Annotated in this window: 16 protein-coding genes and 1 riboswitch; of the genes, 4 read left to right on the top strand and 12 right to left on the bottom strand. The window is 75.9% G+C overall.

Annotated elements, in window-relative coordinates:
• Nucleotide 1 precedes the first annotated feature (1 nt).
• From cobJ to ACIBAI_RS10435, 12 genes are all read right to left on the bottom strand, one after another.
• The gene (gene cobJ, locus ACIBAI_RS10380; protein WP_399032792.1) at nucleotides 2-1,684 is read right to left on the bottom strand and encodes a precorrin-3B C(17)-methyltransferase; all 1,683 of its coding nucleotides are present in this window, start codon (nucleotides 1,682-1,684) and stop codon (nucleotides 2-4) included.
• The gene (cbiE, locus tag ACIBAI_RS10385; protein WP_399032794.1) at nucleotides 1,681-2,913 is read right to left on the bottom strand and encodes a precorrin-6y C5,15-methyltransferase (decarboxylating) subunit CbiE; all 1,233 of its coding nucleotides are present in this window, start codon (nucleotides 2,911-2,913) and stop codon (nucleotides 1,681-1,683) included. Before cbiE ends, cobJ begins: the two co-directional genes overlap by 4 nt.
• Entirely contained in the window at nucleotides 2,910-3,728 is an 819-nt protein-coding gene (gene cobM / locus ACIBAI_RS10390; protein WP_344607879.1) for a precorrin-4 C(11)-methyltransferase, read from the bottom strand. Before cobM ends, cbiE begins: the two co-directional genes overlap by 4 nt.
• Before the next feature lie 205 nt (nucleotides 3,729-3,933).
• Nucleotides 3,934-4,665: a precorrin-2 C(20)-methyltransferase gene (cobI, locus tag ACIBAI_RS10395; RefSeq protein WP_399032796.1), complete on the bottom strand. Its 732-nt coding sequence runs from the start codon at nucleotides 4,663-4,665 to the stop codon at nucleotides 3,934-3,936.
• Nucleotides 4,662-6,026, bottom strand: a complete 1,365-nt coding sequence (locus tag ACIBAI_RS10400; RefSeq protein ID WP_399032798.1) for a cobyrinate a,c-diamide synthase — start codon at nucleotides 6,024-6,026, stop codon at nucleotides 4,662-4,664. The genes cobI and ACIBAI_RS10400 overlap by 4 nt, the downstream gene beginning before the upstream one ends.
• Nucleotides 6,020-6,619 (bottom strand): cob(I)yrinic acid a,c-diamide adenosyltransferase, encoded by a 600-nt coding sequence (cobO, locus tag ACIBAI_RS10405; protein WP_399032800.1) that lies wholly within the window; start codon nucleotides 6,617-6,619, stop codon nucleotides 6,020-6,022. The genes ACIBAI_RS10400 and cobO overlap by 7 nt, the downstream gene beginning before the upstream one ends.
• The gene (locus ACIBAI_RS10410; RefSeq protein ID WP_399032801.1) at nucleotides 6,619-8,622 is read right to left on the bottom strand and encodes a putative cobaltochelatase; all 2,004 of its coding nucleotides are present in this window, start codon (nucleotides 8,620-8,622) and stop codon (nucleotides 6,619-6,621) included. Before ACIBAI_RS10410 ends, cobO begins: the two co-directional genes overlap by 1 nt.
• Nucleotides 8,619-12,272 (bottom strand): cobaltochelatase subunit CobN, encoded by a 3,654-nt coding sequence (gene cobN / locus ACIBAI_RS10415; RefSeq protein ID WP_399032803.1) that lies wholly within the window; start codon nucleotides 12,270-12,272, stop codon nucleotides 8,619-8,621. The genes ACIBAI_RS10410 and cobN overlap by 4 nt, the downstream gene beginning before the upstream one ends.
• The gene (locus ACIBAI_RS10420; protein WP_399032805.1) at nucleotides 12,269-13,777 is read right to left on the bottom strand and encodes a cobyric acid synthase; all 1,509 of its coding nucleotides are present in this window, start codon (nucleotides 13,775-13,777) and stop codon (nucleotides 12,269-12,271) included. The genes cobN and ACIBAI_RS10420 overlap by 4 nt, the downstream gene beginning before the upstream one ends.
• On the bottom strand, nucleotides 13,774-14,724 hold the full coding sequence (locus ACIBAI_RS10425) for a cobalamin biosynthesis protein (RefSeq protein WP_399032807.1): 951 nt from the start codon (nucleotides 14,722-14,724) through the stop codon (nucleotides 13,774-13,776). Before ACIBAI_RS10425 ends, ACIBAI_RS10420 begins: the two co-directional genes overlap by 4 nt.
• 125 nt (nucleotides 14,725-14,849) lie before the next feature.
• Nucleotides 14,850-14,992, bottom strand: a riboswitch (cobalamin riboswitch).
• Between the two features lie 140 nt (nucleotides 14,993-15,132).
• Complete coding sequence (locus tag ACIBAI_RS10430) at nucleotides 15,133-15,354, bottom strand: hypothetical protein (protein WP_399032809.1); 222 nt, start codon at nucleotides 15,352-15,354, stop codon at nucleotides 15,133-15,135.
• Between the two features lie 33 nt (nucleotides 15,355-15,387).
• Nucleotides 15,388-16,626: an anion permease gene (locus ACIBAI_RS10435; RefSeq protein ID WP_399032811.1), complete on the bottom strand. Its 1,239-nt coding sequence runs from the start codon at nucleotides 16,624-16,626 to the stop codon at nucleotides 15,388-15,390.
• Between the two features lie 420 nt (nucleotides 16,627-17,046).
• On the opposite strand from ACIBAI_RS10435, the gene ACIBAI_RS10440 reads away from it, so the two are divergent.
• From ACIBAI_RS10440 to ACIBAI_RS10455, 4 genes are all read left to right on the top strand, one after another.
• Nucleotides 17,047-17,718, top strand: a complete 672-nt coding sequence (locus tag ACIBAI_RS10440; protein ID WP_399032813.1) for a class II aldolase/adducin family protein — start codon at nucleotides 17,047-17,049, stop codon at nucleotides 17,716-17,718.
• Nucleotides 17,719-17,907: 189 nt separating this feature from the next.
• Complete coding sequence (locus tag ACIBAI_RS10445) at nucleotides 17,908-19,035, top strand: alpha/beta hydrolase (RefSeq protein WP_399032815.1); 1,128 nt, start codon at nucleotides 17,908-17,910, stop codon at nucleotides 19,033-19,035.
• Nucleotides 19,036-19,585: 550 nt separating this feature from the next.
• Nucleotides 19,586-20,836 (top strand): hypothetical protein, encoded by a 1,251-nt coding sequence (locus ACIBAI_RS10450; protein WP_399032817.1) that lies wholly within the window; start codon nucleotides 19,586-19,588, stop codon nucleotides 20,834-20,836.
• 250 nt (nucleotides 20,837-21,086) lie between these two features.
• A complete protein-coding gene (locus ACIBAI_RS10455) occupies nucleotides 21,087-22,685 on the top strand; it encodes an ABC-F family ATP-binding cassette domain-containing protein (protein ID WP_399032819.1) in 1,599 nt (532 codons plus the stop codon).
• The last annotated feature ends 85 nt before the right edge of the window (nucleotides 22,686-22,770 follow it).

A 22,770-nucleotide genomic window follows, 5' to 3' on the forward strand; every position in this document is an offset into this window, starting at 1 on the left:
CTCACCGGGTCTCCTCCTGCCAGCGGTAGCCGCGCGGCGTCACCATGCGGCCCGCGATCTCGCGGGTCGCGGTGTTGCCCACCGTCACGACCGTCATCATGTCGACCGTCGCCGCGTCCAGCGCGGCCAGCGTCGTGACCCGGGCGGACTCGTCCGGCCGCGACGCGTTGCGCACCACGCCGACCGGCGTCGCCGGCCCGCGGTGCCCGGCGAGGATCGCCAGGGCCTTGGGCAGCTGCCAGTCCCGGCCGCGGCTGCGCGGGTTGTAGAACGTCACGACCAGGTCCGCCTCGGCCGCCGCCCGCACCCGCCGCTCGATGACCTCCCACGGCGTGTGCAGGTCGGACAGGCTGATCGACACGTGGTCGTGGCCGAGCGGCGCGCCGAGCAGCGCGGCGGCGGCGAGCGCGGCCGTCACGCCCGGCACGCCGACCACGTCGATGTCGTCGGACGCCTCGGCGAGGGCGGGCGAGGCCATGGCGTACACCCCGGCGTCCCCGCTGCCGATCAGGGCGACGGCCTGCCCCTTGCGGGCCTCCGCGACGGCCGTGCGGGCCCGTTCCTCCTCGGCGCCGAGCCCCGACTCCAGCACGCGGGTGCCGGGCCGCAGCAGGTCGCGGATCTGGTCGACGTACTGGTCGAGTCCGACGAGCACGGAGGCGCGCCGCAGTTCGGCCTTCGCGCGGGGCGTGAGCAGGTCCCGCGCGCCGGGGCCGAGCCCGACCACCGCGAGCCGCCCGCGCCCGGGCCGCCGTACGACCGCGCAGGTCGCCATGGCGGGGGAGGCGGCCGACTTCCGCTTGGGGACGAGGAGTTCGCCGCCGCGCCGCAGGGCCGCCGCCTCCGCGACGGACGGCGTGCCGACGGCGGCCAGCGGCGCGTCGGACGGGTTGGGCACCGCCACGCCCGCCAGCTCCTCGGCGGAGTACGTCACCAGGGGCACCCCGAGCCGTTCGGCGGCCCGGACGATGCCCGGCTCGTCGGCCTTGGCGTCGACGGTGGCGAGTTCGGCGACCGACCGCGCCGACAGCCCGGCGTCCCGCAGCGCGTCCTCGACCAGTCCGAGCACCTCCGCCTCGGACGCGCCCCGGGAGGCGCCGACGCCCACGACCAGGGTCGGCGGCCGCAGCAGCACCTCCCGCTCGCCGGGCTCCACCAGCCGGTCCGTCACCCGGATCACGTGGCGTCCCCCGGCGGCGACCGGCAGCGGCGGCAGCGGCCAGGCCACCTCGGCCGCCAGGGCGACCGGCTCGCCGTCGAGCAGCGCCCGCGACACCCCGGCCACGTCGCCCTCCACCGGCAGGCCCAGCGTGTCCAGGCCCGGCAGGCCCGCCGCGTCCGTCGCCGTCGTCACCACCGGCTCGGCGCCCAGCACCTCGCCGACCTCGACGGCGAGCGCGTTGGCCCCGCCGCCGTGCCCGCCCACCAGCGACACGGCGAACCGCCCGCCCTCGTCGACGCACACCACCCCCGGATCGGTCCGCTTGTCCCCGAGCAGCGGGGCGATCAGCCGGACCACCGCCCCGGTGGCCAGGAAGCACACGAGCTGCTCGCACTCGGCGAACGCGGCCCGTACGGCGTCCCCGGCGGGACCCTCGTACACGCGGGTGCGGTCCGGCCAGGCGGCGGCCAGCCGGTCCCGCGCGGCCGCTCCCGCCGCGGTGGCGGAAACGAGACCGATCACTGGACGACTCCTTCGGTACGGGTGCGGGGCCTGGTGCCCCACAGCAGGAAAACGGGATTGGCGGCCGCGAGCCGGGTCACGTCCCCCGGCAGCGGCGCCAGCCGGGACGACTGCAGCAGCACCCCGTCGCAGTCGAACCCGGCGCCGGCCAGGGCCGCGCGGGCCGCGGGCACCCGGTCCAGCGCGGCCAGGGCGACCACCACGGTCCGCCGGGCGCGCCGCGCGCACGCCGCGACGACGGCGGGCAGCTCCGCGCCCCCGCCGCCGACGAACACGGCGTCGGGATCGTCCAGGCCGGCCAGCGCCGCGGGCGCCGTCCCGTGCACCACGTGCACGTCGACGCCGTGCGCGGCGGCGTTGGCGCGGATCCGCCCGACGCCGTCCGGGGCCTTCTCCACCGCGGTGACGGCGGCGCCCAGCCGCGCGCACTCCACGGCCACGGAGCCGGAGCCCGCGCCGACGTCCCAGACCAGGTCGCCGGGGCGGGGCCCGAGCCGGGCCAGCGCCAGGGCCCGCACCTCGAACTTGGTGATCATCGAGTCGCGGTGCGCGAACGCGTCCTCCGCCAGCGCCCACCCGGCGGGGTGCGCGGCCGGCCCGGCGACCGTCCGCGCCGGGCCGAGCGCCCGCGCCTCGTCCAGGCACAGCACCACGCTCACCGCCGCGCCCCAGTCGCGGGCGGCGGCCTCGGCGGGCGTCACCCGCTCCAGGCGCTCCCGCCCGGAGCCGAGCGCGGCGGCGACGACCAGGACGCGGGCATGGCCGGTGAGCGCGGCCCCGAGCTCCGCGGGGCCCGCCCCCGGCCCGGTCAGCACGGCGACCTTCGGATGGGCCCGGCACACGTTCACCGCGGTGCGCAGCTCCCGTCCGTGCGCGCTGACCACCACGGCGTCGTCCCAGGGCAGCCCGGCGCGGGCGAAGGCGGCGGCGACGGAGGAGACACCCGGGCGGACGTCGAGCCGGTCCGTGCCGAACCGCTCGGCCAGCGCCCGCACGATCCCGAAGAACCCGGGGTCGCCGGAGGCCAGCACGACCACCGGCCGCTCCTTCGCGACGTACTCCGCGACGGTGTCCAGGGCGGGCGCCAGCGCCCCGAGGACGACCCGCTGCGCCCCGGCGGGCAGCCGGACGGCGTCCAGATGGCGCCGCCCGCCGACGACCAGCTCCGCCCCGGCGAGGACGTCCTCGTCCAGGGGCGCGCCGGTGCCCGTGCCGACGACGGTGATCATGTGCTCGCACCCCGTTCGCGCAGCGCCCTGCGGGCCTCGGGGTCGGCCTTGCGGTAGCCGTGGAAGTGACCGGGGTGGTACAGGTGCGAGCGGGTGCCGTGGGCGTCGAGGGCCGGGCCGACCAGGAACAGCGTGTGCTTCCACAGCTTGTGCTCCTTGACGGTCTCCTCCAGCGTGCCGATCGTGCACCTGACGATCAGCTCCTCCGGCCAGGTCGCCTGGTGGGCGACGACGACCGGGGTGGTCGTGGGGTAGCCGCCCTCCAGCAGCTCCCGCACCAGCTGCCCGCTGCGGGCCGCCGACAGGAAGACCGCCATCGTGGTGCCGTGCCGGGCGAACTCGCGGACCTCCTCCCCGGGCGGCATCGGCGTCTTGCCGCCGCCGAGCCGGGTGAGCACCACGGACTGCGCGACCTCGGGGACGGTCAGCTCCCGCTGGGCGAGGGCGGCGACCGCGGAGAAGGAGGAGACGCCCGGCACGACCTCGGTGGCGATGCCGATCGCGTGGCACCGGTCGAGCTGCTCCTGCGTGCCGCCCCACAGCGCCGGGTCGCCCGAGTGGATGCGGGCCACCTTCAGGCCCTCCCGGTGCGCCCGCTCGTACACGGCCACCACGTCCTCCAGCGGCATCGTCGCCGAGTCGAGGATCTCCGCGTCCGGGCGGGCGTGCTGCAGGACCTCCGCCTGGACCAGGCTGGCCGCCCAGATCACCACGTCGGCGTCGGCGATGGCGCGCGCGGCGCGGAACGTCAGCAGGTCGGCGGCGCCGGGGCCGGCACCGACGAAGGTCACCTTGCCGGCGGGGGCATCGGCCATGGGATTCGGGTCCTCTCGTACGGATGTCACTGCGTGTGCGGATGGAGGAGGCGGAGGGCGGCGGGGGGCCGTGCCGCGGCGCGGGGCCGGTGTCCGCGGCCGTCCGGGGCGGGCGGGGGCACGCGGGCCGGGCGCCGGGGCGTGCCGGGCGGCAGCGGGCCCCGGCGGCCGGCCGCCGGGGCCCGGTCGGCACCGCGGTCCGGGCTCACAGCTTGCCGCCCCGCCCGCCCTCGCGCCGCGCGGGCGCGATCAGCGTCGACAGGTAGGGCAGGGCCGCGCCGTCGAGGTCGGCGGCCGGCCGGATCGACTCCTCCGGCAGCCCCAGCGCCGACCCCCACACGGCGTCCGCCAGCCGCCCGGTCTCCCGCAGCGCCTCGACGACCTCCCCGGCCTGCCGGCCGAACTTGTAGGCGACGACGGTCCCGGGTCCGGCGAGCGCCTCCCTGAGCACGGCGGAACCGGCGGTGACCGGCACCAGCGTCAGCGGCTCGGTGCCCTCGGTCAGCACCGCGCCCGAGCGGGCCGCCAGGTCCTGCATGGCGGTGACGCCCGGCACGGTCTCCACGACGACGCCCGGCACCAGGCCGGCCACGGTCTGCGCGAGGTAGGTGAACGTCGAGTACACGTTGGGGTCGCCGATGGTCGCGAAGGCGACCGAGCCGTGCCGCTCCAGCAGCTCGGCCACCCGCTTCCCGGCCGCGTCCCAGGCCGCCTCGCGCCGGGCCCGGTCGGACCGCTCGTTCAGCGCGAACACCACCCGGACGACCTTCTCGCCGGGCACGTAGTGCAGCACGGTCGCCTCGGCCCGCCCCCGCTCGCCCGTGTCCATGACGGGGACGACGACGACCTCGGCGGCCCGCAGGGCGTTGACCCCCTTGACGGTCACCAGCTCCGGGTCCCCGGGGCCGACCCCGACTCCGACCAGCCTGCTGCTCATGACGTGCGGCACCTCTCCACGAACCGACGGGCGACACCGGGCGCGGACGCCCAGTGCGTGTGCAGATAACTCGCGTGCACACCGCGCTGTACGAAACCCTCGACCCGCCGCGCGGGGGCGCGCACGCCCCAGGCGGGAGCCGTCCCGGCGCCGGGCTCGACGACGGTCCGGTGGAACTCGTGCCCCCGCATCCGGGTCCCCGCGGCGGCGAGCACGCTGTCGCCGACGGCCACCGCGTCCCGGTAGCCGAGGGTGAGCCGCTCGCTCATCCGGGCGGAGGCGTCCAGCACCCCGCACATCGGCCGCCCGTCCAGCTCCCGGCACAGGTACAGCAGCCCGGCGCACTCGGCGGCCACCGGGGCGCCGCCGAGCGCCAGCCCGGCGACCGCCCGGCGCAGCGGCTCGTTGGCGGACAGCTCGGCGGCGTACACCTCGGGGAACCCGCCGCCGATCACCAGCCCGCGCGTGCCGTCGGGCAGGCGCTCGTCCCGCAGCGGGTCGAAGGGGACGACCTCGGCGCCGGCGGCGGCGAGCAGCTCGGTGTGCTCGGCGTAGGAGAAGGTGAAGGCGGGGCCGCCGGCGACGGCGACCACCGGGCGCCCGTCCGCCGGGGCGACCGGCGCGGCCGGCGCCCGCCACGGCTCGTCCGCCAGCGCGCCCGCGCTCCGGGCCAGCGCGAGCAGCGCCTCCAGGTCGCACCCGGCGGCCACCTGCGCGGCCATGGCGGCGACGGCCTCCACGGCCTGGGCGCGCCGCTCGGCGACCGGGACCAGCCCCAGGTGCCGGGACGGCGTGTCCACCTGCGGGGTCCGGCGCAGCACCCCCAGCACCGGCACCCCGGCCGCGTCCAGCGCCTCCCGCAGCAGTTCCTCGTGCCGGTCGGAGCCGACCTTGTTCAGGATCACGCCCCCGATCCGCACCCGCGGGTCCCAGGAGGCGAACCCGTGCACCAGCGCCGCCACCGACCGCGACTGCGACGAGGCGTCCACGACCAGCACCACCGGCGCCCGCAGCAGCTTCGCCACCTGGGCGGTGGACGCCAGCTCGCCCTCCCCGGCGGCCCCGTCGTACAGCCCCATCACGCCCTCGACCACGGCGAGGTCGCACCCGCGCGCCCCGTGCGCGAACAGCGGCCCGATCAGCTCCGGCCCGCACAGGTAGGCGTCGAGGTTGCGCCCCGCCCGCCCGGTGGCGAGCGCGTGGTACCCGGGGTCGATGTAGTCCGGCCCGACCTTGTGCGGGGACACGGCGAGCCCCCGCGCGGCGAACGCGGCCATCAGCCCCGTGGCGACGGTGGTCTTGCCGCTGCCCGAGGAGGGCGCGGCGATCACCAGCCGGGGCACGGACGAGGAGGTCACCACTCGATGCCCCTCTGCCCCTTCTGCCCGGCGTCCATGGGGTGCTTGACCTTGGACATGTCGGTCACCAGGTCCGCGAAGTCGACCAGCTTCTCCGGCGCGTTGCGGCCGGTGATCACCACGTGCTGGGTGCCGGGCCGGTCGCGCAGCACCTGCACGACCTCGTCGGTGTCGACCCAGCCCCAGTGCATCGGGTAGGCGAACTCGTCGAGCACGTACAGCCGGTACGTCTCGGCCGCCAGGTCGCGCTTGACCTGCTCCCAGCCCTCCCGGGCCTTCTCCTCGTTGTCCATCTGCGCGTCGCGCTGGACCCAGGACCAGCCCTCGCCCATCTTGTGCCAGGCGACCGTGCCGCCCTCGCCGGAGTCCCCGAGCACGCGCAGCGCCCGCTCCTCGCCGACCTTCCACTTGGCCGACTTCACGAACTGGAACACCCCGATCGGCCAGCCCTGGTTCCAGGCGCGCAGCGCCAGCCCGAAGGCGGCGGTCGACTTGCCCTTGCCGACGCCGGTGTGCACCACGACCAGCGGCCGGTTCCTCCGCTGACGGGTCGTCAGCCCGTCGTCCGGTACGACACTCGGCTGTCCCTTCGGCACTACGCGGCCCTCCTCGACGTTCCCTGCACATCCCTGACCAGTCCGGCGATCGAGTCCGCCCGCAGCTCGTCCAGCGTCACCGCCGCACCGCCCAGCGCGCCCGCGAGCCGCCCGGCGAGCCCGAGCCGCACCGGCCCCGACTCGCAGTCCACGACCACGGACGCGACGTCCTCGGCCGCGAACAGCCGCGCGGCACGCTCCGCCGTGGCCACCGGCTCCGGCCCGCCCGTGGCGCGGCCGTCGGTCACCACCACGAGCAGCGCCCGCCGCGCGGGATCCCGCAGCCGCTCCACCCGCAGCACGTCGTGGGCCTTCAGCAGCCCGGCCGCGAGCGGGGTGCGGCCGCCCGTCGGCAGCGACCGCAGCCGGGCCGCCGCCGCGTCGACCGACGAGGTCGGCGGCAGCGCGACCTCGGCGCCCGGCCCCCGGAAGGTGACCAGCCCCACCTTGTCCCGCCGCTGGTAGGCGTCGAGCAGCAGCGACAGCACGGCGCCCTTCACGGCGCCCATCCGCTGCCGCGCCGCCATGGACCCGGAGGCGTCCACGACGAACAGCACGAGATTGCCCTCGCGCCCCTCGCGCACCGCCTGCCGCAGGTCGTCCCGGCGCACCACCAGCCCCGGCCCGCTGCGCCCCCGCGCCCGCTGGTGCGGCGCGGCGGCCCGCACGGTCGCCGCCAGGTGCAGCTTGGTCAGCGCGCCCCGGGGCCGCCGGGCCCCGGTGGTCCGCCCGTGCTCGGTCCGCGCCCGCGAGCGCCGCCCGGCCACGCCCTCGCCGACGCCGGGCACGCTCAGCACCCGGGTGCGGAAAGGCTCCGCGGCGGGGGCGGGCGCCTGCTGCCCGGCCCCGGAGCCCTGCGGCTCCCCGCCGTCCCCGGCCTCGGGCCGCGCGTCCGGATCACCCCCGCGGGGGCCTTCGGAGGGCGGCTGCCCGCCCCCTCCGCCGGGCCCGTCCGGACCGGGATCCGGGTCGTCGTCCCCGTCGCCGTCCCCGCCCCCGGACTGCCGGAGCGTCTCGTCGAGCCTGTCCTCGTCCAGGCCCGGCGCGTCGAACGGGTTGCGCCGCCGGCGGTGCGGCAGCGCCAGCAGCGCGGCCTGCCGCACGTCCTCGGCGAGCACGTCGGTCCGCCCGGCCCACGCGGCCAGCGCGGTCGCCGTGCGCGCCATCACGATGTCGGCGCGCATGCCGTCCACCTCGAAGGCGGCGCAGGTCGCCGCGATCTGCCGGAGCGCCCCGTCGCCGAGGCGCACCTCGGGCAGCAGCGCGCGCGCCGCCGCGATCCGCGCCCGCACGGCGGCCTCCTCCTCGGCCCAGCGCGCGGCGAAGCCGGCCGGGTCGTCGTCGTAGGCGAGGCGCCGCCGCACCACCTCCACCCGCTGGTCGGGCTCCCGCGAGGCCGCGACCTCGACGGTCAGGCCGAACCGGTCGAGCAGCTGCGGGCGCAGCTCGCCCTCCTCGGGATTCATGGTCCCGACCAGCAGGAACCGGGCCGCGTGGCGCACGGAGACGCCCTCGCGCTCGACGTACGAGGCGCCCATCGCCGCCGCGTCCAGCAGCAGGTCCACGAGGTGGTCGTGGAGGAGGTTGACCTCGTCGACGTAGAGGATGCCGCGGTGCGCCTCGGCGAGCAGGCCGGGCTCGAAGGCCTTCACGCCCTCCGCGAGGGCCCGCTCGATGTCCAGGGCGCCGACCAGCCGGTCCTCGGAGGCACCGACCGGCAGCTCCACCATCCGGGCGGGCCGTTCGGCCCCGGCGCCCGGCTCGTGCGGGCCGTCCGGGCAGCCCGGGTCGGGGGCGGCCGGGTCGCAGGAGAAACGGCACCCGGGCACGACGGCCACCGCGGGCAGCAGCGCCGACAGCGCCCGCACGGCCGTGGACTTGGCGGTGCCCTTCTCACCGCGCACCAGCACCCCGCCGACCGCCGGGCTGACGGCGTTCAACAACAACGCGAGCCTGAGGTCGTCCTGGCCGACGACGGCTGTGAACGGGAACGGGGTGGTCACTGGTCGTCGCCCTCCAGGTCGCCTTCGAGCTCCAGGTAGGTGGCGCGCAGCCGCTCCAGGGTCTGCGCGTCTGGCTCGGCCCACAGGCCGCGGTCGGCGGCCTCGAGCAGCCGCTCGGTGATCCCGCGGAGCGCCCACGGGTTGGACTTCTTCATGAAGTCCCGGTTCTCCGGGTCGAAGACGTACTCGGCGCTGAGCTTCTCGTACATCCAGTCGTCCACGACCCCGGCCGTGGCGTCGTAGCCGAAGAGGTAGTCGACGGTCGCCGCCATCTCGAAGGCGCCCTTGTAGCCGTGCCGCCGCATCGCCGCCATCCAGCGCGGGTTGACCACCCGGGCCCGGAAGACCCGGTGCGTCTCCTCGCCGAGCGTGCGCGTCCTCACCTGGTCCGGCGTGGCCGAGTCGCCCACGTACGCCTCGGGGCTGGCGCCCGTCAGGTGGCGCACCATGGCGACCATGCCGCCGTGGTACTGGAAGTAGTCGTCGGCGTCGACGAGGTCGTGCTCGCGGGTGTCGACGTTCTTCGCGGCGACGGCGATCCGCCGGAACGCGGTCTCCATGTCGCCGCGCGCCGCCCGCCCGTCGAGCCCGCGCCCGTAGGCGTAGCCGCCCCAGACGGCGTACACCTCGGCCAGGTCGGCGTCGGAGCGCCAGTTCCGGGCGTCGATCAGCGGCAGCAGGCCGGCGCCGTACGCGCCCGGCTTGGAGCCGAAGATGCGGGCCGTGGCCCGGCGCCGGTCGCCGTGCTCGGCGGTGTCCTCGTCGGCGTGCGCCTTGACGTAGTTGGACTCGGCGGGCTCCTCCAGCTCGGCCACGGCCCGTACCGCGTCGTCGATCAGTCCGACGACGTGCGGGAACGCGTCCCGGAAGAAGCCGGAGATGCGGACGGTGACGTCGATGCGCGGCCGGCCCAGCTCCGCCAGCGGGATCACCTCGAAGCCGGTCACCCGGCGCGAGGCGTCGTCCCACACCGGGCGGCAGCCCAGCAGCGCCAGGATCTCGGCGATGTCGTCGCCCTGGGTGCGCATGGCGGACGTGCCCCAGACGGTCAGTCCGACGGACTTCGGGTACGCGCCGGTGTCCTGCAGGTACCGCTGCACCAGCGAGTCCGCGAGCGACTGGCCGACCTCCCAGCTCAGCCGGGACGGGATGGCCTTGGGGTCGACCGAGTAGAAGTTCCGGCCGGTCGGCAGGACGTTGACCAGGCCCCGGGTCGGGGAGCCGGACGGGCCGGCCGGGACGTAGCCGCCGTCGAGCGCCTTGAGGACGTGCCCGATCTCGTCGGTGGTGCGGGCCAGCCGCGGCACGACCTCGGTGCAGGCGAACTCCAGCACGGCGAGGACGCCGGGGAGTTCGGCGCCGAGCACGTCCCGCAGGACGGCGCCGCTCTCGGCGGCGGCCCACCCGCGGTCCTCCATTCCCTGCGCGATCCGCCGGCACAGCTGCTCCAGCAGGTCGATCGCGTCGGCCGCGCTGCGGGCCGGTCCCTCGACCAGGTCCGTCAGTTCGGCCGGCACCTTCACCGGCGCGCCCGGCTCGGCCAGCAGCTCCTTCTCCACCAGCCCGAAGTGCTCGGCCAGCGAGGCCCGCAGGCCCGGCAGGGCGTTCGCCCGCCCGCCCCACACCTGCGAGGCGCGCAGCACGGCGAGCACGAGGTTGACGCGCGGCTCGCCCACCGGGCCGCCGCCCAGCACGTGCAGCCCGTCGCGGATCTGCACGTCCTTGATCTCGCACAGGTAGCCGTCGATGTGCATGACGAACTCGTCGAACTCGTCGTCGTCCGGCTGCTCGTCCACGTGCAGGTCGTGGTGGAGTTCGGCGGCCTTGACCAGCGTCCAGATCTGGGCGCGCACGGCGGGCGCCTTCGCCGGGTCCAGGTCGGACACGAGCGCGTACTCGTCGAGGAGCTGCTCCAGCTTGGCGAGGTCGCCGTAGGTGTCGGCGCGCGCCATCGGCGGCACCAGGTGGTCGACGACGGTGGCGTGCCCGCGCCGCTTGGCCTGGGTGCCCTCGCCGGGGTCGTTGACGATGAACGGGTAGACCAGCGGCAGGTCGCCGAGGACCGCGTCCGGGGCGCAGCCGGCGCCGAGGCCCAGTCCCTTGCCGGGCAGCCACTCCATCGTGCCGTGCTTGCCCATGTGCACGATCGCGTCGGCCCCGAAGCTGTTCTCCAGCCACCGGTAGGCCGCCAGGTAGTGGTGCGAGGGCGGCATGTCCGGGTCGTGGTAGATCGCGATGGGGTTCTCGCCGAAGCCGCGCGGCGGCTGGATCATCACGACGACGTTCCCGAACCGCAGACAGGCGAGGACGATGTCGTCCCCGTCGACGTAGAGCGAACCCGGCGGCTCGCCCCAGGCCTCGGTCATGGCGTCCCTCAGCTCCGGGTCGAGCCGGTCGAACCACGCCCGGTAGTCGGCCAGCGGCACCCGCGCGGGCGCGGCGGCCAGCTGCTCCTCCGTCAGCCACTCGACGTCGTGCCCGCCGGCCTCGATGAGCCGGTGGATCAGCTCGTCGCCGTCGTCGGGATGCCCCTCGACCGCGTACCCGGCGTCTCGCAGCGCGTCCAGCACCCGCACCGCCGAGACCGGGGTGTCGAGCCCGACCGCGTTGCCGACGCGGGAGTGCTTGGTCGGGTAGGCGGTGAAGACCAGCGCGATCCGCTTCTCGGCGTTCGGCTTGTGCCGCAGCCGGGCGTGGCGCACGGCGATCCCGGCGACGCGCGCGGCCCGCTCCGGGTCGGCGACGTACACGGGCACGTCGTCCGGGCCCTGCTCCTTGAAGGAGAACGGCACGGTGATCAGCCGCCCGTCGAACTCCGGGATGGCGACCTGCATCGCCGCGTCCATGGGGGACAGGGCGGCGTCGGACTCCTCCCAGGCGCTCCGCGACGTGGTCAGGCACAGCCCCTGCAGCACCGGCACGTCCAGCTCGGCCAGCGCCCCGACGTCCCAGGACTCCTCGTCGCCGCCCGCCGACGCCTGCGAGGCGTGCGTGCCGCCGGCCGCGAGCACGGTGGCGACCAGGGCGTCGGCCCGGCCGAGGAGCTCGTAGAGCCCGGGGTCCGCGCCGCGCAGCGAACCGCAGTACACCGGGAGGGCGTTGGCGCCCCGCGCCTCGATCGCGTCGCACAGGACGTCCACGAAGGCGGTGTTGCCGCTCAGTTCGTGGGCGCGGTAGAAGAGCACGCCGACGGTGGGGCGGCCGTCCCGAAGGGGGCGGGAGCCGTGGACGCCGTACTCGGGCATCGCGCGCGGCGCGGCGAACCCCTCGCCGGTGAGCAGCACGGTGTCCGACAGGAACCGCGCGAGTTCGGCGAGGTTGGCGGGCCCGCCCTCGACGAGGTACTTCAGCGCCTCCGCCACGACCCCGGCCGGCACCGACGACTCGGCCATCAGCTCCGCGTCCGGCACGGCCTCGCCGCCCAGCAGCACGGTCGGGACGCCGGACGCCTTCAGCGCGGCCAGCCCGTCCTCCCAGGCGCGCTTGCCGCCCAGCAGCCGCACGACGGCGACGTCGGCGCCGTCGAGCAGCGCGGGCAGCTCGGCCTCGACGTCCACCCGGGTCGGGTTGCCGATCCGGTAGGGGGCGCCGGAGGCGCGGGCCGCCAGCAGGTCCGTGTCGGCGGTCGACAACAACAACACAGTGCTCATGCGGGCGCTCCCGGTGGAATGAAAGGCAGTCCTTGCGGCGCGCCCGACTCGATGAGCCGCCACAGCGCGTCCGTGTCCGCGTGCTGTTCGATCAGGTCGCCGAGCCGGTCGAGCTGCTCCTCGCGCAGCGCGGCGAACGACGTGTCGGGGGCCGGCACGAAGCGGCGGCCCGCGGCGGCCGCCACCTCGCGCAGGAAGGCCCGCCGGAAACCGTCCGACTCCAGCGAGCCGTGCCAGTGCGTGCCCCAGGTCTGGCCGACCCGGCAGCCGTCCAGGAAGGGCTCGCCGCCGGTGACCTCGGCGACCCCGTGGTGGATCTCGTACCCCTCGACCGGCTCCCCGAGGGCCTCGCCGACGGGCCGGGCGAGGGTCTTCTCGCGGGCGAACCGCACCCGGACGGGCAGGAGGCCGAGCCCGTCGACGTGGCCCCGGCGGCTCTCGACCTCGTCCTCGATGTGCTCGCCGAGCAGCTGGAAGCCGCCGCAGACGCCGAGCACGGGCCGCTGCTCGGCGGCCCTGCGGGCGATCGCCTCCGCCAGTCCCCGCTCCCGCAGCCACTCCAGCGCCCGGACCGTGCCCCGGGTCCCGGGCACCACGACGAGGTCGGCGTCGGCCAGCTCCTCGGGCCGGTCCACGAACCGCACCACGACGCCCGGCTCGGCGGCCAGCGCGTCCACGTCGGTGAAGTTGGACATCAGCGGGACCGCGCAGACGGCGACCCGCAGCACGTCCGCGCCGAGCGGCGGGGCGACGTGCGACTCCCGGACCGGCCCGCGCAGGGAGACCGCCATCCCGTCCTCCTCGTCGATGCCGAGCCCGTGCCGGAACGGCAGGACGCCGTAGGCGCGCCGTCCGGTGAGATCGCGCAGCATGTCGAGGCCGGGCTCCAGCAGCGACACGTCGCCCCGGAACTTGTTGACGAGGAAGCCGGCGACCAGCTCCTGGTCCTCGCGGGAGAGCAGGGCGACGGTCCCGAAGAAGGACGCGAAGACGCCGCCGCGGTCGATGTCGCCGACGACGAGGACGGGCAGGCGGGCGTTGCGGGCGATCCCCATGTTCACGATGTCGGTCCGCCGCAGGTTGATCTCGGCGGGGGAGCCCGCCCCCTCGCAGATCACCGCGTCGTACGCGTCCCGCAGCTCGGCGAGGCAGTCCAGCACCGTCCCCAGCAGCGCCTGCTGCCGCCCGCCGTGGTAGCCGCGGGCGCTCAGCTCGCCCACCGGCCTGCCCAGCAGCACCACCTGACTGCTTCGCTCACCGCCCGGCTTGAGCAGCACGGGGTTCATCAGCGCGGTCGGCTCGATCCGGCACGCCTGCGCCTGCATGGCCTGCGCCCGCCCGATCTCGGCGCCCTCGCGCGTCACGAACGAGTTCAGCGACATGTTCTGCGCCTTGAACGGCGCGACCTTCACCCCCTGCCGCACCAGCCACCGGCAGATCCCGGCGGTGACGACGCTCTTGCCGGCGTCGGAGGTGGTGCCGGCGACGAGGAGACCACCGCTCATGACGTCCGTCCCTTCAAGCCGTTGACGAGGAGCCGCGCGGCGGCGCCGACGCCGAGCGCGAGCCAGCCGACGCGCCGCGAGAGCCGTGCGGCCCGTTCGATGTCGGCCACGGCGACGGCCCGTCCGCGCGCGTTGAGCACGGGCCGGTGCTCGACCCGCCCGCCGTAGGAGAGGGTCCCGCCCAGCCGCACGCCGAGCGCCCCCGCGAAGGAGGCCTCCACGGGTCCGGCGTTGGGGCTCGGGTGCCGGGCGGCGTCGGCGCGCCAGGCCCGCAGCGCCCCGCGGGGGTCGCCGCCGGCGACGGCGGCGAGCGCGGCGGTCAGCCGGGCCCCCGGCCATCCGGCGAGGTCGTCCAGGCGCGCGGAGGCCCAGCCGTAGCGCCGGTACCTCGGCGACCGGTGCCCGACCATCGCGTCGAGGGTGTTCACCGCCCGGAACCCGAGCAGCCCCGGCACCCCGGCCACGGCCCCCCACACCAGGGCCCCCACCACGGCGTCGGAGGTGTTCTCGGCGACGGACTCGACGACCGCGCGGGCGATCCCGTCGGCGTCGAGCGCCTGCGGGTCCCGCCCGCACAGGTGCGGCAGCCGTGCCCGGGCCGCCTCGACGTCCCCCGCCTGAAGGGCCCGCCCGATGGTCCGGGCCTCCCGGACCAGCGAGGTTCCTCCGACGACGGCCCAGGTGGCGGCGCCGGTGAGCGCGACGGAGGCGGCGGGGCAGGGGCGTACGGCACGCGCGGCCAGCCCGCCGAGGGCGACGGCGCCGCCGACGCACACGGCGGTGTGCAGCGTGCCCCAGCCGCGGTGGTCCCGCCACAGCACGTGTTCCACGGCGCCCGCGGCCCGCCCGAACACGGCGACCGGATGCCCGCGGCGGGGATCGCCGAGGAGCAGGTCGCCGAGGAGGCCGGCGGCGGCGCCGTACGCGAAGACGCGTTCGGCCCGCATCGCTCAGCCGACCGCCGGGCCGGGCCGGGCGTCGCTGGTGCACTCGGAGGTCGAGCTGGTGAACCTGGCCGTCCATCGGCAGCCGCGCATGGCGATATGTCCTCACTCAGGGTGTCCACGCCCTGGTTCGACGAGACCGGCGGTGAGAGTTCCTGGCTCCCGGGACCGTCTGCCCCGGTCACAGTGGCGGGACCGCGCCGGACTTCCACCGGGCTTCCTCTCCTGCCGCCGTACTGGCCCCGGCAGTCCACCATGGGCTTGGAAGGGCCGTCAACTTGCCGCTGACCTGCGAGGGCGGAGTGTGCTGAGGCCCACAGGGGGAGTGCGCCAAAGCAGCGTGACGCCCCCGGCGCGCGGGCCGTGCGCCGGGGGCGGGGGAGCGGGGGCGTCCCGCCGGGGGACGCGGTCTCAGGCGACGATCAGGTAGATCCCGTACGCCACCGCCGCCGCGCAGGCCGCGAAGCAGGCGTACGCGCCGGTGACCGCGAGGGCCGCGGTGCCGCCCTGCGCGGCGGCCCGCTCGCGGCGGGACAGGCCCGCGATGCCGAGGGTGAACAGGGCCACCAGGGCCACGGTGACCACGAGGCTGACCCCGAAGACGGAGCCGAGAGCCGCCCAGTCGATCTTCATGGTGCTTCTCTTCCTTGTGCCGGGTGCGCGGGCTCAGACGGTGGTGGTGGCCTGCGGGGCCTTCGACTCGGTGGCCTGCGCCGGGATCGTGGCGGTGAGCTCGTCGGTCACCGTGCCCGCGGGGGGCGGGGCCACCGCGGCCACGGCGGTGGTCACCACGCCGGCCGGCTCCTCGGTGTCGTTGACGTTGGTGTGGTCGACGACCTCGCGCCGGGAGATCTTCCAGATCGCGGCGCTGGAGGCGACCAGGAAGACCGCGACGAGGGCGGTGCCCCAGGCGCCGAAGCCGGTCACGTACTCGGCGAGCGCCCCGACCAGGGCCGCGGCCGGGAGGGTGAGGCCCCAGGCGACGAACATGCGGGTGGCGGTGGACCAGCGGACGATCCCGCCCTTGCGGCCGAGGCCCGCGCCCATCACGGCGCCGGAGACCGAGTGCGTGGTGGAGAGGGAGAAGCCGAGGTGGGAGGAGGCCAGGATGACCGTGGCCGCGCTGGTCTGGGCGGCGAAGCCCTGCTGCGGCTGGAGGTCGGTCAGGCCCTTGCCCATGGTGCGGATGATGCGCCAGCCGCCGAGGTAGGTGCCGAGCGCGATGGCCAGACCGGCGGAGAGGACGACCCACAGGGGCGGGTCGGAGTCGGGGGCGAGGGTGCCGCCGGCGACCAGGGCGAGGGTGATGATGCCCATCGTCTTCTGGGCGTCGTTGGTGCCGTGGGCGAGGGAGACCAGGCCCGCGGAGGCTATCTGGCCGGCGCGGTAGCCCTTGGCGGCGGCCTTGCCGTCGGCCTTCCGGCCGAGCGTGTACGTCAGCCGGGTGGCGAGCATCGCCGCGACGCCCGCGACGACCGGGGCGGCGATCGCCGGGATCAGCACCTTGGTGACGAGCACGTCGCCGTGCACCGCGCCGACGCCCGCCGAGGCGACGGTGGCGCCGATCAGACCGCCCATGAGGGCGTGCGAGGAGCTGGAGGGGAGCCCGACCAGCCAGGTCAGCAGATTCCAGAGGATCGCGCCGACCAGTGCGGCGAAGATGACCTCGGGACGGATGCCGGTCTCGTCGACGAGACCCTTGGAGATCGTGTTGGCGACCTCCACGGACAGGAAGGCGCCCACGAGGTTGAGGACGGCGGACATGGCCACCGCGACCTTGGGCTTCAGCGCGCCGGTCGAAATGGTCGTCGCCATCGCGTTCGCGGTGTCGTGGAAACCGTTCGTGAAATCGAACGCGAGTGCGGTTACCACCACAATCGCGAGGATCAGCGAGAAGCTTTCCATTTACCCAGGCAATCGTTCGAGGTCATTGGCTGGTCGACCGTAGGTAACCAGGGTGAACGGAAGATGAACTGAGGTGGGATTGGCGGTGACCCTGACAGGGGGGTGCCGTCCCGTCTCGTCCCAGCGGGCCGCGCCCGGCCCCCGACGCCCCCGTGATCCGGCCGTTTTCCCAGGTCAGAAGCCCACCATGGACCTACGCGGCCGGGCCGGGACCCGCTGGGGAGATCTCGGTCACCCGGCACCGCCGCCGCCCGCGCCGCCGCCCTGCCGAAACGCCCGCGGCGGCCACCCGGCCGGCGGTGTCCTCTGCCGGACGCCCGCCTTCCGGCCTACAGTGGCCCGGTCGTCCGGCGGGACGGCCGCGCCGCCGGACGACGGGACCGGCGGGCCGCGCACGAGGCCCGGAAGGAGACGCGAGGCGTGACGGAACCGGGGGAGAGGCGGGTGCGCGACGAGGAGGCACGCGCCTGGGCGGCGCTCGTGGCCACGGCCCGCCGCACGGTGTCGGACGGGCTGGTCGTCGGCACCTCCGGCAACGTCTCCGTGCGGGTCGGGGACACGGTCCTGGTCACACCGTCGGGCGTCCCCTACGACCGGCTGACGCCGGACGACGTGACCGGCGTCGGCCTCGACGGCCGGCGGGTGCTCGGCAGCCTCGTCCCGACCAGCGAACTGCCCATGCACCTCGCCGTCTACCGCGCCACCGACGCCCGCGCCGTCGTCCACACCCACGCCGTGCACGCGACGGCCGTCTCGACCCTCCTCCACGAGCTCCCGCCGATCCACTACATGGCCGCCGCGCTCGGCGGTCCCGTCCGGGTCGCCCCGTACGCGCCCTACGGCTCCGAGGAACTGGCCCGGAACGTGCTCCGCGCCCTCGACGGCCGCTCCGGCTGCCTGCTGCAGAACCACGGCACCCTCACCCACGGCGCCACCCTCGACCAGGCCTACGACCGCACCGCCCAACTGGAGTGGATGTGCCGGCTGTGGCTGACCGCCTCCTCGGTCCCGGGCCGGTCCCCGTCGCTGCTGTCGGAGCGGCAGCTGGCGGAGGTGGGGGAGAGGCTGCGGGGGTACGGCCAGAAGGGCTGACCGCCGCCCGCCGCCGTCCCGCCCGCGCGTCGTGCCCCGCCCTCCGGCCACGGCGCCCCGGCTCCCGGGACGCCGCCCGGACCCGCCTCCTCCGGTCCCGCCCGCGGACGCCGCCCCCGGTCCGCGCGGCCGCCACCCGCGGCCGCCCCACCACTGGCCGAAGACGGGGTCCGCCTGGACACTGGACCCGTGCGTACTGTCAAAGCGGCGGCCGCCGCCGTCACCATGGCCCTGGCAGCCGGCGCCGCCGGCGTCGCGGCCGGCAGGTTCGCCAGCGACGCCGCGCTCAAGGCGCCCCCGGGCGGGCCCCTGCCCACCGAACCCCGGCTCACCGTGCACGCCACCGCCGCGGGCCGGATAGCCCTCACCCGGCACCTGGCCACCCTGCGACCCGGCCGCTACGGCCTCGTCGGCGACGGCTCCCACGCGGTCGTCGGCCCCGTCCTGCGCACCGCCTCCCACTCCGCCGACACCGTCGTACGCCGCCTGGAACGGGTGACGCACGGCACCCTGAAACCCGGCGACAAGGCGTGGCTCACCCCCAACGTGCACGTCGGCGATCCGGGCGCCGCCCTCGGCCTGGACCACACCGACGTCGAGATCCCCGGCGAACTCGGCCCGCTCCCGGCCTGGTTCGTGCCCGGCGTACGGGACATCTGGGTCATCACGGTGCACGGCCTGGGCGCCACCCGCGAACACGCCATGAACGTCATGGAGCTCCTGCACCGCCACCACCTCCCGGTGCTCGTCCCGGCCTACCGCGGCGACCCCGGCGCCCCCCGTTCCCCGGACGGGCTCCACCACTTCGGCGAGACCGAGTGGCGCGACCTGGACGCGGCGCTCCGGTACGCCGTGCGGCACGGCGCCCGGCAGATCGTCCTGCACGGCTGGTCCACCGGCGCCACGATGGCGCTGCGCGCCGCGGCGCGCTCCGGACTGCGCCACCACGTCGCGGGGCTGGTGCTGGACTCCCCGGTGCTCAGCTGGGAGGCGGCGCTGCGCGCCCTCGCCGCGGCCCGTCACACGCCCGGGGTGCTGCTGCCGCTCGCGGTCCGCGCGGCCCAGGGCCGGGCCGGGATGCACACCGGCCACCCCGCCGGCCCCGCGGGGATCGACCTCGTCACGGTCCCGACGCTGATCTTCCACGGCCCGGACGACACGGTGGCCCCCTGGCAGCTGTCCCGGCGCCTCGCCGGCGCCCGCCCCGACCTGGTCGCCCTCCACACGGTCCGCCAGGCCCCGCACGCGGCCATGTGGAACGCCGATCCGGACGCCTACGAGGAGGTCCTGCGCCGCTTCCTGACCCCGCTGATGTGAACCCCCGCCGCGCCGGCCGCGGGGACCGGGGACGCCCCGCGTGCGGCTGGTGCTCCCGGGGCGTCGGCGGTGCGCCCGCGCGCCGGCGGCCCCGTCCGCCGGACCGCCCCGCCGGACGAGGACGCGCCCGGTGCGCGGACACGGCCCGGGGCGGCGCGGCCGGCGGTACGAGGCGGCCGCGCCGCCGCCCGCCCGGACCTGTCCGACACCCCTCGTCCACCCCCTCGCCCCGCTCCCGCAACCCTCCCCCGGTCCCGCCCGCCCCCCGTTCCGCTTAGTGCCGTGCCCCTGGCCTGATCCCGGCCCCCGGCGGCCCGCGCGGCCCGTGCGTTGGCCATTCCCGTCGCCCCCCGTGACATTCCGTTTGGGTTTTCGGACCGTCAACCGGAAGACTGCACCCGTGACGTCCCGTATCCCGCGCGACTCCAGGCTTCGACTCGTCCGCCCGCGACCCCTGGCCGCCGCCCCCAGAGCTGTGAACCAGCGGCGTCCCCGCCGCGCCGCCCCGCGCCCCCCGGAGGGCACGCCGGCCCCGGCGGAGCTGGCCAGAATGGCGCGCTCCGGTCTGGCCGGTGCGGTCCGCGTCGCCCGCTGGGCCGACGCCGCCCTCGGCCCCGGCCGCCGGAACGCGACCTCCGACGGCACGGCCACCCTCTCCGAGGCGACCGCCGAACAGGCGGCGGCCGACCTCGGCCTGACCGTGGCTCAGGTCCGGGCCGACTGGGACACCGCCCGCCTCGCCGGCCTCGTCGAGGTGCACGGCGACAGCGCCCGCCCCGGCTGGCGGCTGCGGGCCTGGGACCGCGACGACAGCGCCGTGCTGCGCGGCTGGGTCGCCCTGTTCGACGCCTGGTCGCTCGCCTGCCCGGAACCCGAGGGGCACGAGCCCGCCGCCGTCGCCGAGGTCGTCTCGGCGATGCCGCAGGTGCTCTCCTTCCTCCAGCTGTCCGCCGGCCCCGTGCCCGTGCCGCAGCTCCTGGACCTGCTGGAGCAGCGCGTCACCGAACTGCGCACCGAGCGCTGCGAGATCCCCTACGGCCCGCAGCCCGAGCCGCGGGACCCGCGGACCGCCGACGACACCCCGCTCGCCCCGCTCCTGGACTGGGCCCTGCGCGCCCTCGCCTCCGTCGGCGCCCTCACCTACGGGGACGGCCAGGCCACGCTCACCCCGCTCGGCAACTGGGCGGTCTGGGTCAAGCTGGAGCAGATCTGCGTCGCCGCCCAGAGCCCCGCTGGCAACATCGAGCAGTCGGCCGAGGACATGCTCCGCGGCTGCGCCCAGCTCCGCCCGAACGCGGCCCGCGCCGAATACCGCGCCTGGCTCGCCGCCCGCCCCGTCGGCAGCGCCGTCACCGAACTGCTCGACGCCGCCCGGGGCGAGGACGCCCTGCTGCGCGGCCTCGCCTTCGAGGCGCTGCGCGTGGTCGGCGCCCCCGCCGAGCCCGACGTCCGTGCCGTGGTCGACGAGCCGGCGCTGCGGCCGTACGCCCTGCTGTGGCTGGCCGAGCACGACGGGGTCGACCCGGAGGACGCCCACGAGGTCCTCACCCGGGAGGAGGCGACGTGGCTGTGGGTCGACACCGCCGCCGCCGTCGCCGACCACGGGGAGGCGCCGATGCTGGTGCGGCACCTGGAGTCCGCGGTGCAGCCGACCGTCCCCCAGCTCCTCGACGAGGTGCGCGCCGTCGGCCACCCGCGCACCGTGCAGGTCCTGGTCGCGCTCGCCGCCGCGCACCCCGACCCCGCGCTGGCCAAGGCCGTACGCCGGGCCGCCTTCCAGGTGCACACCGGAGGCAGCTGAGCGGGCGGCCTCCGGACCGTCCCCCCGGGAGGCGGCGCGCGCCGGCGCTCCGGACGCCGCCCCCGCCCCGGGCCGTGCAGCCTCCCCGGCGGCGGTCCCCGCACGCCGGGACCGCCCGAACGCCTGGACGCAGAAAAACTGGTTGCACGGCCCCGCTAGACTGGCCCCATGGCCATTCTCCTCGCGCATTAGACGGCGGGAACGTCCTCAGCCGCCCATCCCGCCCCCGTATCCGCCCAGGAGTCTGACCGTGATCTCCGCCTCCGGCATCGAGCTGCGCGCCGGTGCCCGCGTCCTCGTCGAGAACGCCACCTTCCGGGTCGCCAAGGGCGACCGCATCGGCCTGGTCGGCCGCAACGGCGCCGGCAAGACCACCCTGACCAAGGTCCTCGCCGGCGAGGGCATCCCCGCCGCCGGCACCGTCACCCGCTCCGGCGAGGTCGGCTACCTCCCCCAGGACCCCCGCACCGGCGACCTGGACGTGCTCGCCCGCGACCGCATCCTCTCCGCCCGCGGCCTGGACGTGCTGATCCGCAAGATGCGCGAGAACGAGCAGCGCATCGCCACCGGAAAGGGCGCCACCCGCGAGAAGGCGATGCGGCAGTACGAGCGCCAGGAGACGGAGTTCCTCACCAAGGGCGGGTACGCCGCCGAGGCCGAGGCCGCCACCATCGCCGCCGCGCTCAACCTGCCCGACCGGGTGCTCGGCCAGCCCCTGCACACGCTCTCCGGCGGTCAGCGCCGCCGCATCGAACTGGCCCGCATCCTCTTCTCCGACGCGGACACGCTGCTGCTCGACGAGCCCACCAACCACCTCGACGCCGACTCGATCGTCTGGCTGCGCGACTACCTGAAGACCTACCGCGGCGGCTTCATCGTCATCAGCCACGACGTCGACCTGGTCGAGACGGTCGTCAACAAGGTGTTCTACCTGGACGCCAACCGCGCCACGATCGACATCTACAACATGGGCTGGAAGCTCTACCAGCAGCAGCGCGAGGCCGACGAGAAGCGCCGCAAGCGGGAGCGCGCCAACGCCGAGAAGAAGGCCGCCGCGCTCAACGCCCAGGCCGACAAGATGCGCGCCAAGGCCACCAAGACGGTCGCCGCGCAGAACATGGCCCGGCGGGCCGAGAAGCTGCTGTCCGGGCTGGAGGAGATCCGCCAGCAGGACAAGGTCGCCAAGCTGCGCTTCCCCGAGCCCGCGCCCTGCGGCAAGACCCCGCTCATGGCGGAGGGACTGTCGAAGTCGTACGGCTCGCTGGAGATCTTCACCGATGTCAGCCTGGCCATCGACAAGGGCTCCAGGGTCGTCATCCTCGGCCTCAACGGCGCCGGCAAGACCACCCTGCTGCGGCTCCTCGCGGGCGTCGAGCAGCCGGACACCGGCATGGTCGTCCCCGGCCACGGCCTCAAGCTCGGCTACTACGCCCAGGAGCACGAGACCCTCGACGCCGACCGCACGGTCCTGGAGAACATGCGCTCCGCCGCGCCCGACATGGACCTCGTCGAGGTCCGCAAGGTGCTCGGCTCGTTCCTGTTCTCCGGCGACGACGTCGACAAGCCGGCCGGTGTCCTCTCCGGCGGCGAGAAGACCCGGCTGGCGCTCGCGACCCTGGTGGTCTCCTCCGCGAACGTGCTGCTCCTGGACGAGCCCACCAACAACCTCGACCCGGCCAGCCGCGAGGAGATCCTCGGCGCGCTGCGCACCTACAAGGGCGCGGTCGTCCTGGTCACGCACGACGAGGGAGCCGTCGAGGCGCTCCAGCCGGAGCGGATCATCCTGCTGCCGGACGGGGTCGAGGACCTGTGGGGCGCGGACTACGCGGACCTCGTCACCCTCGCTTGATCGAATAAGTGATCGACAGCGTATGGATCATTCGGCCGATCCGTGATCCCTCATCTGCGTGAGATCTCCTCGTACCGAGGTGTGT

It is taken from the genome of Streptomyces sp. NPDC051041 (genome assembly GCF_044456065.1).
Taxonomy (GTDB): Bacteria; Actinomycetota; Actinomycetes; order Streptomycetales; family Streptomycetaceae; genus Streptomyces; species Streptomyces glaucus.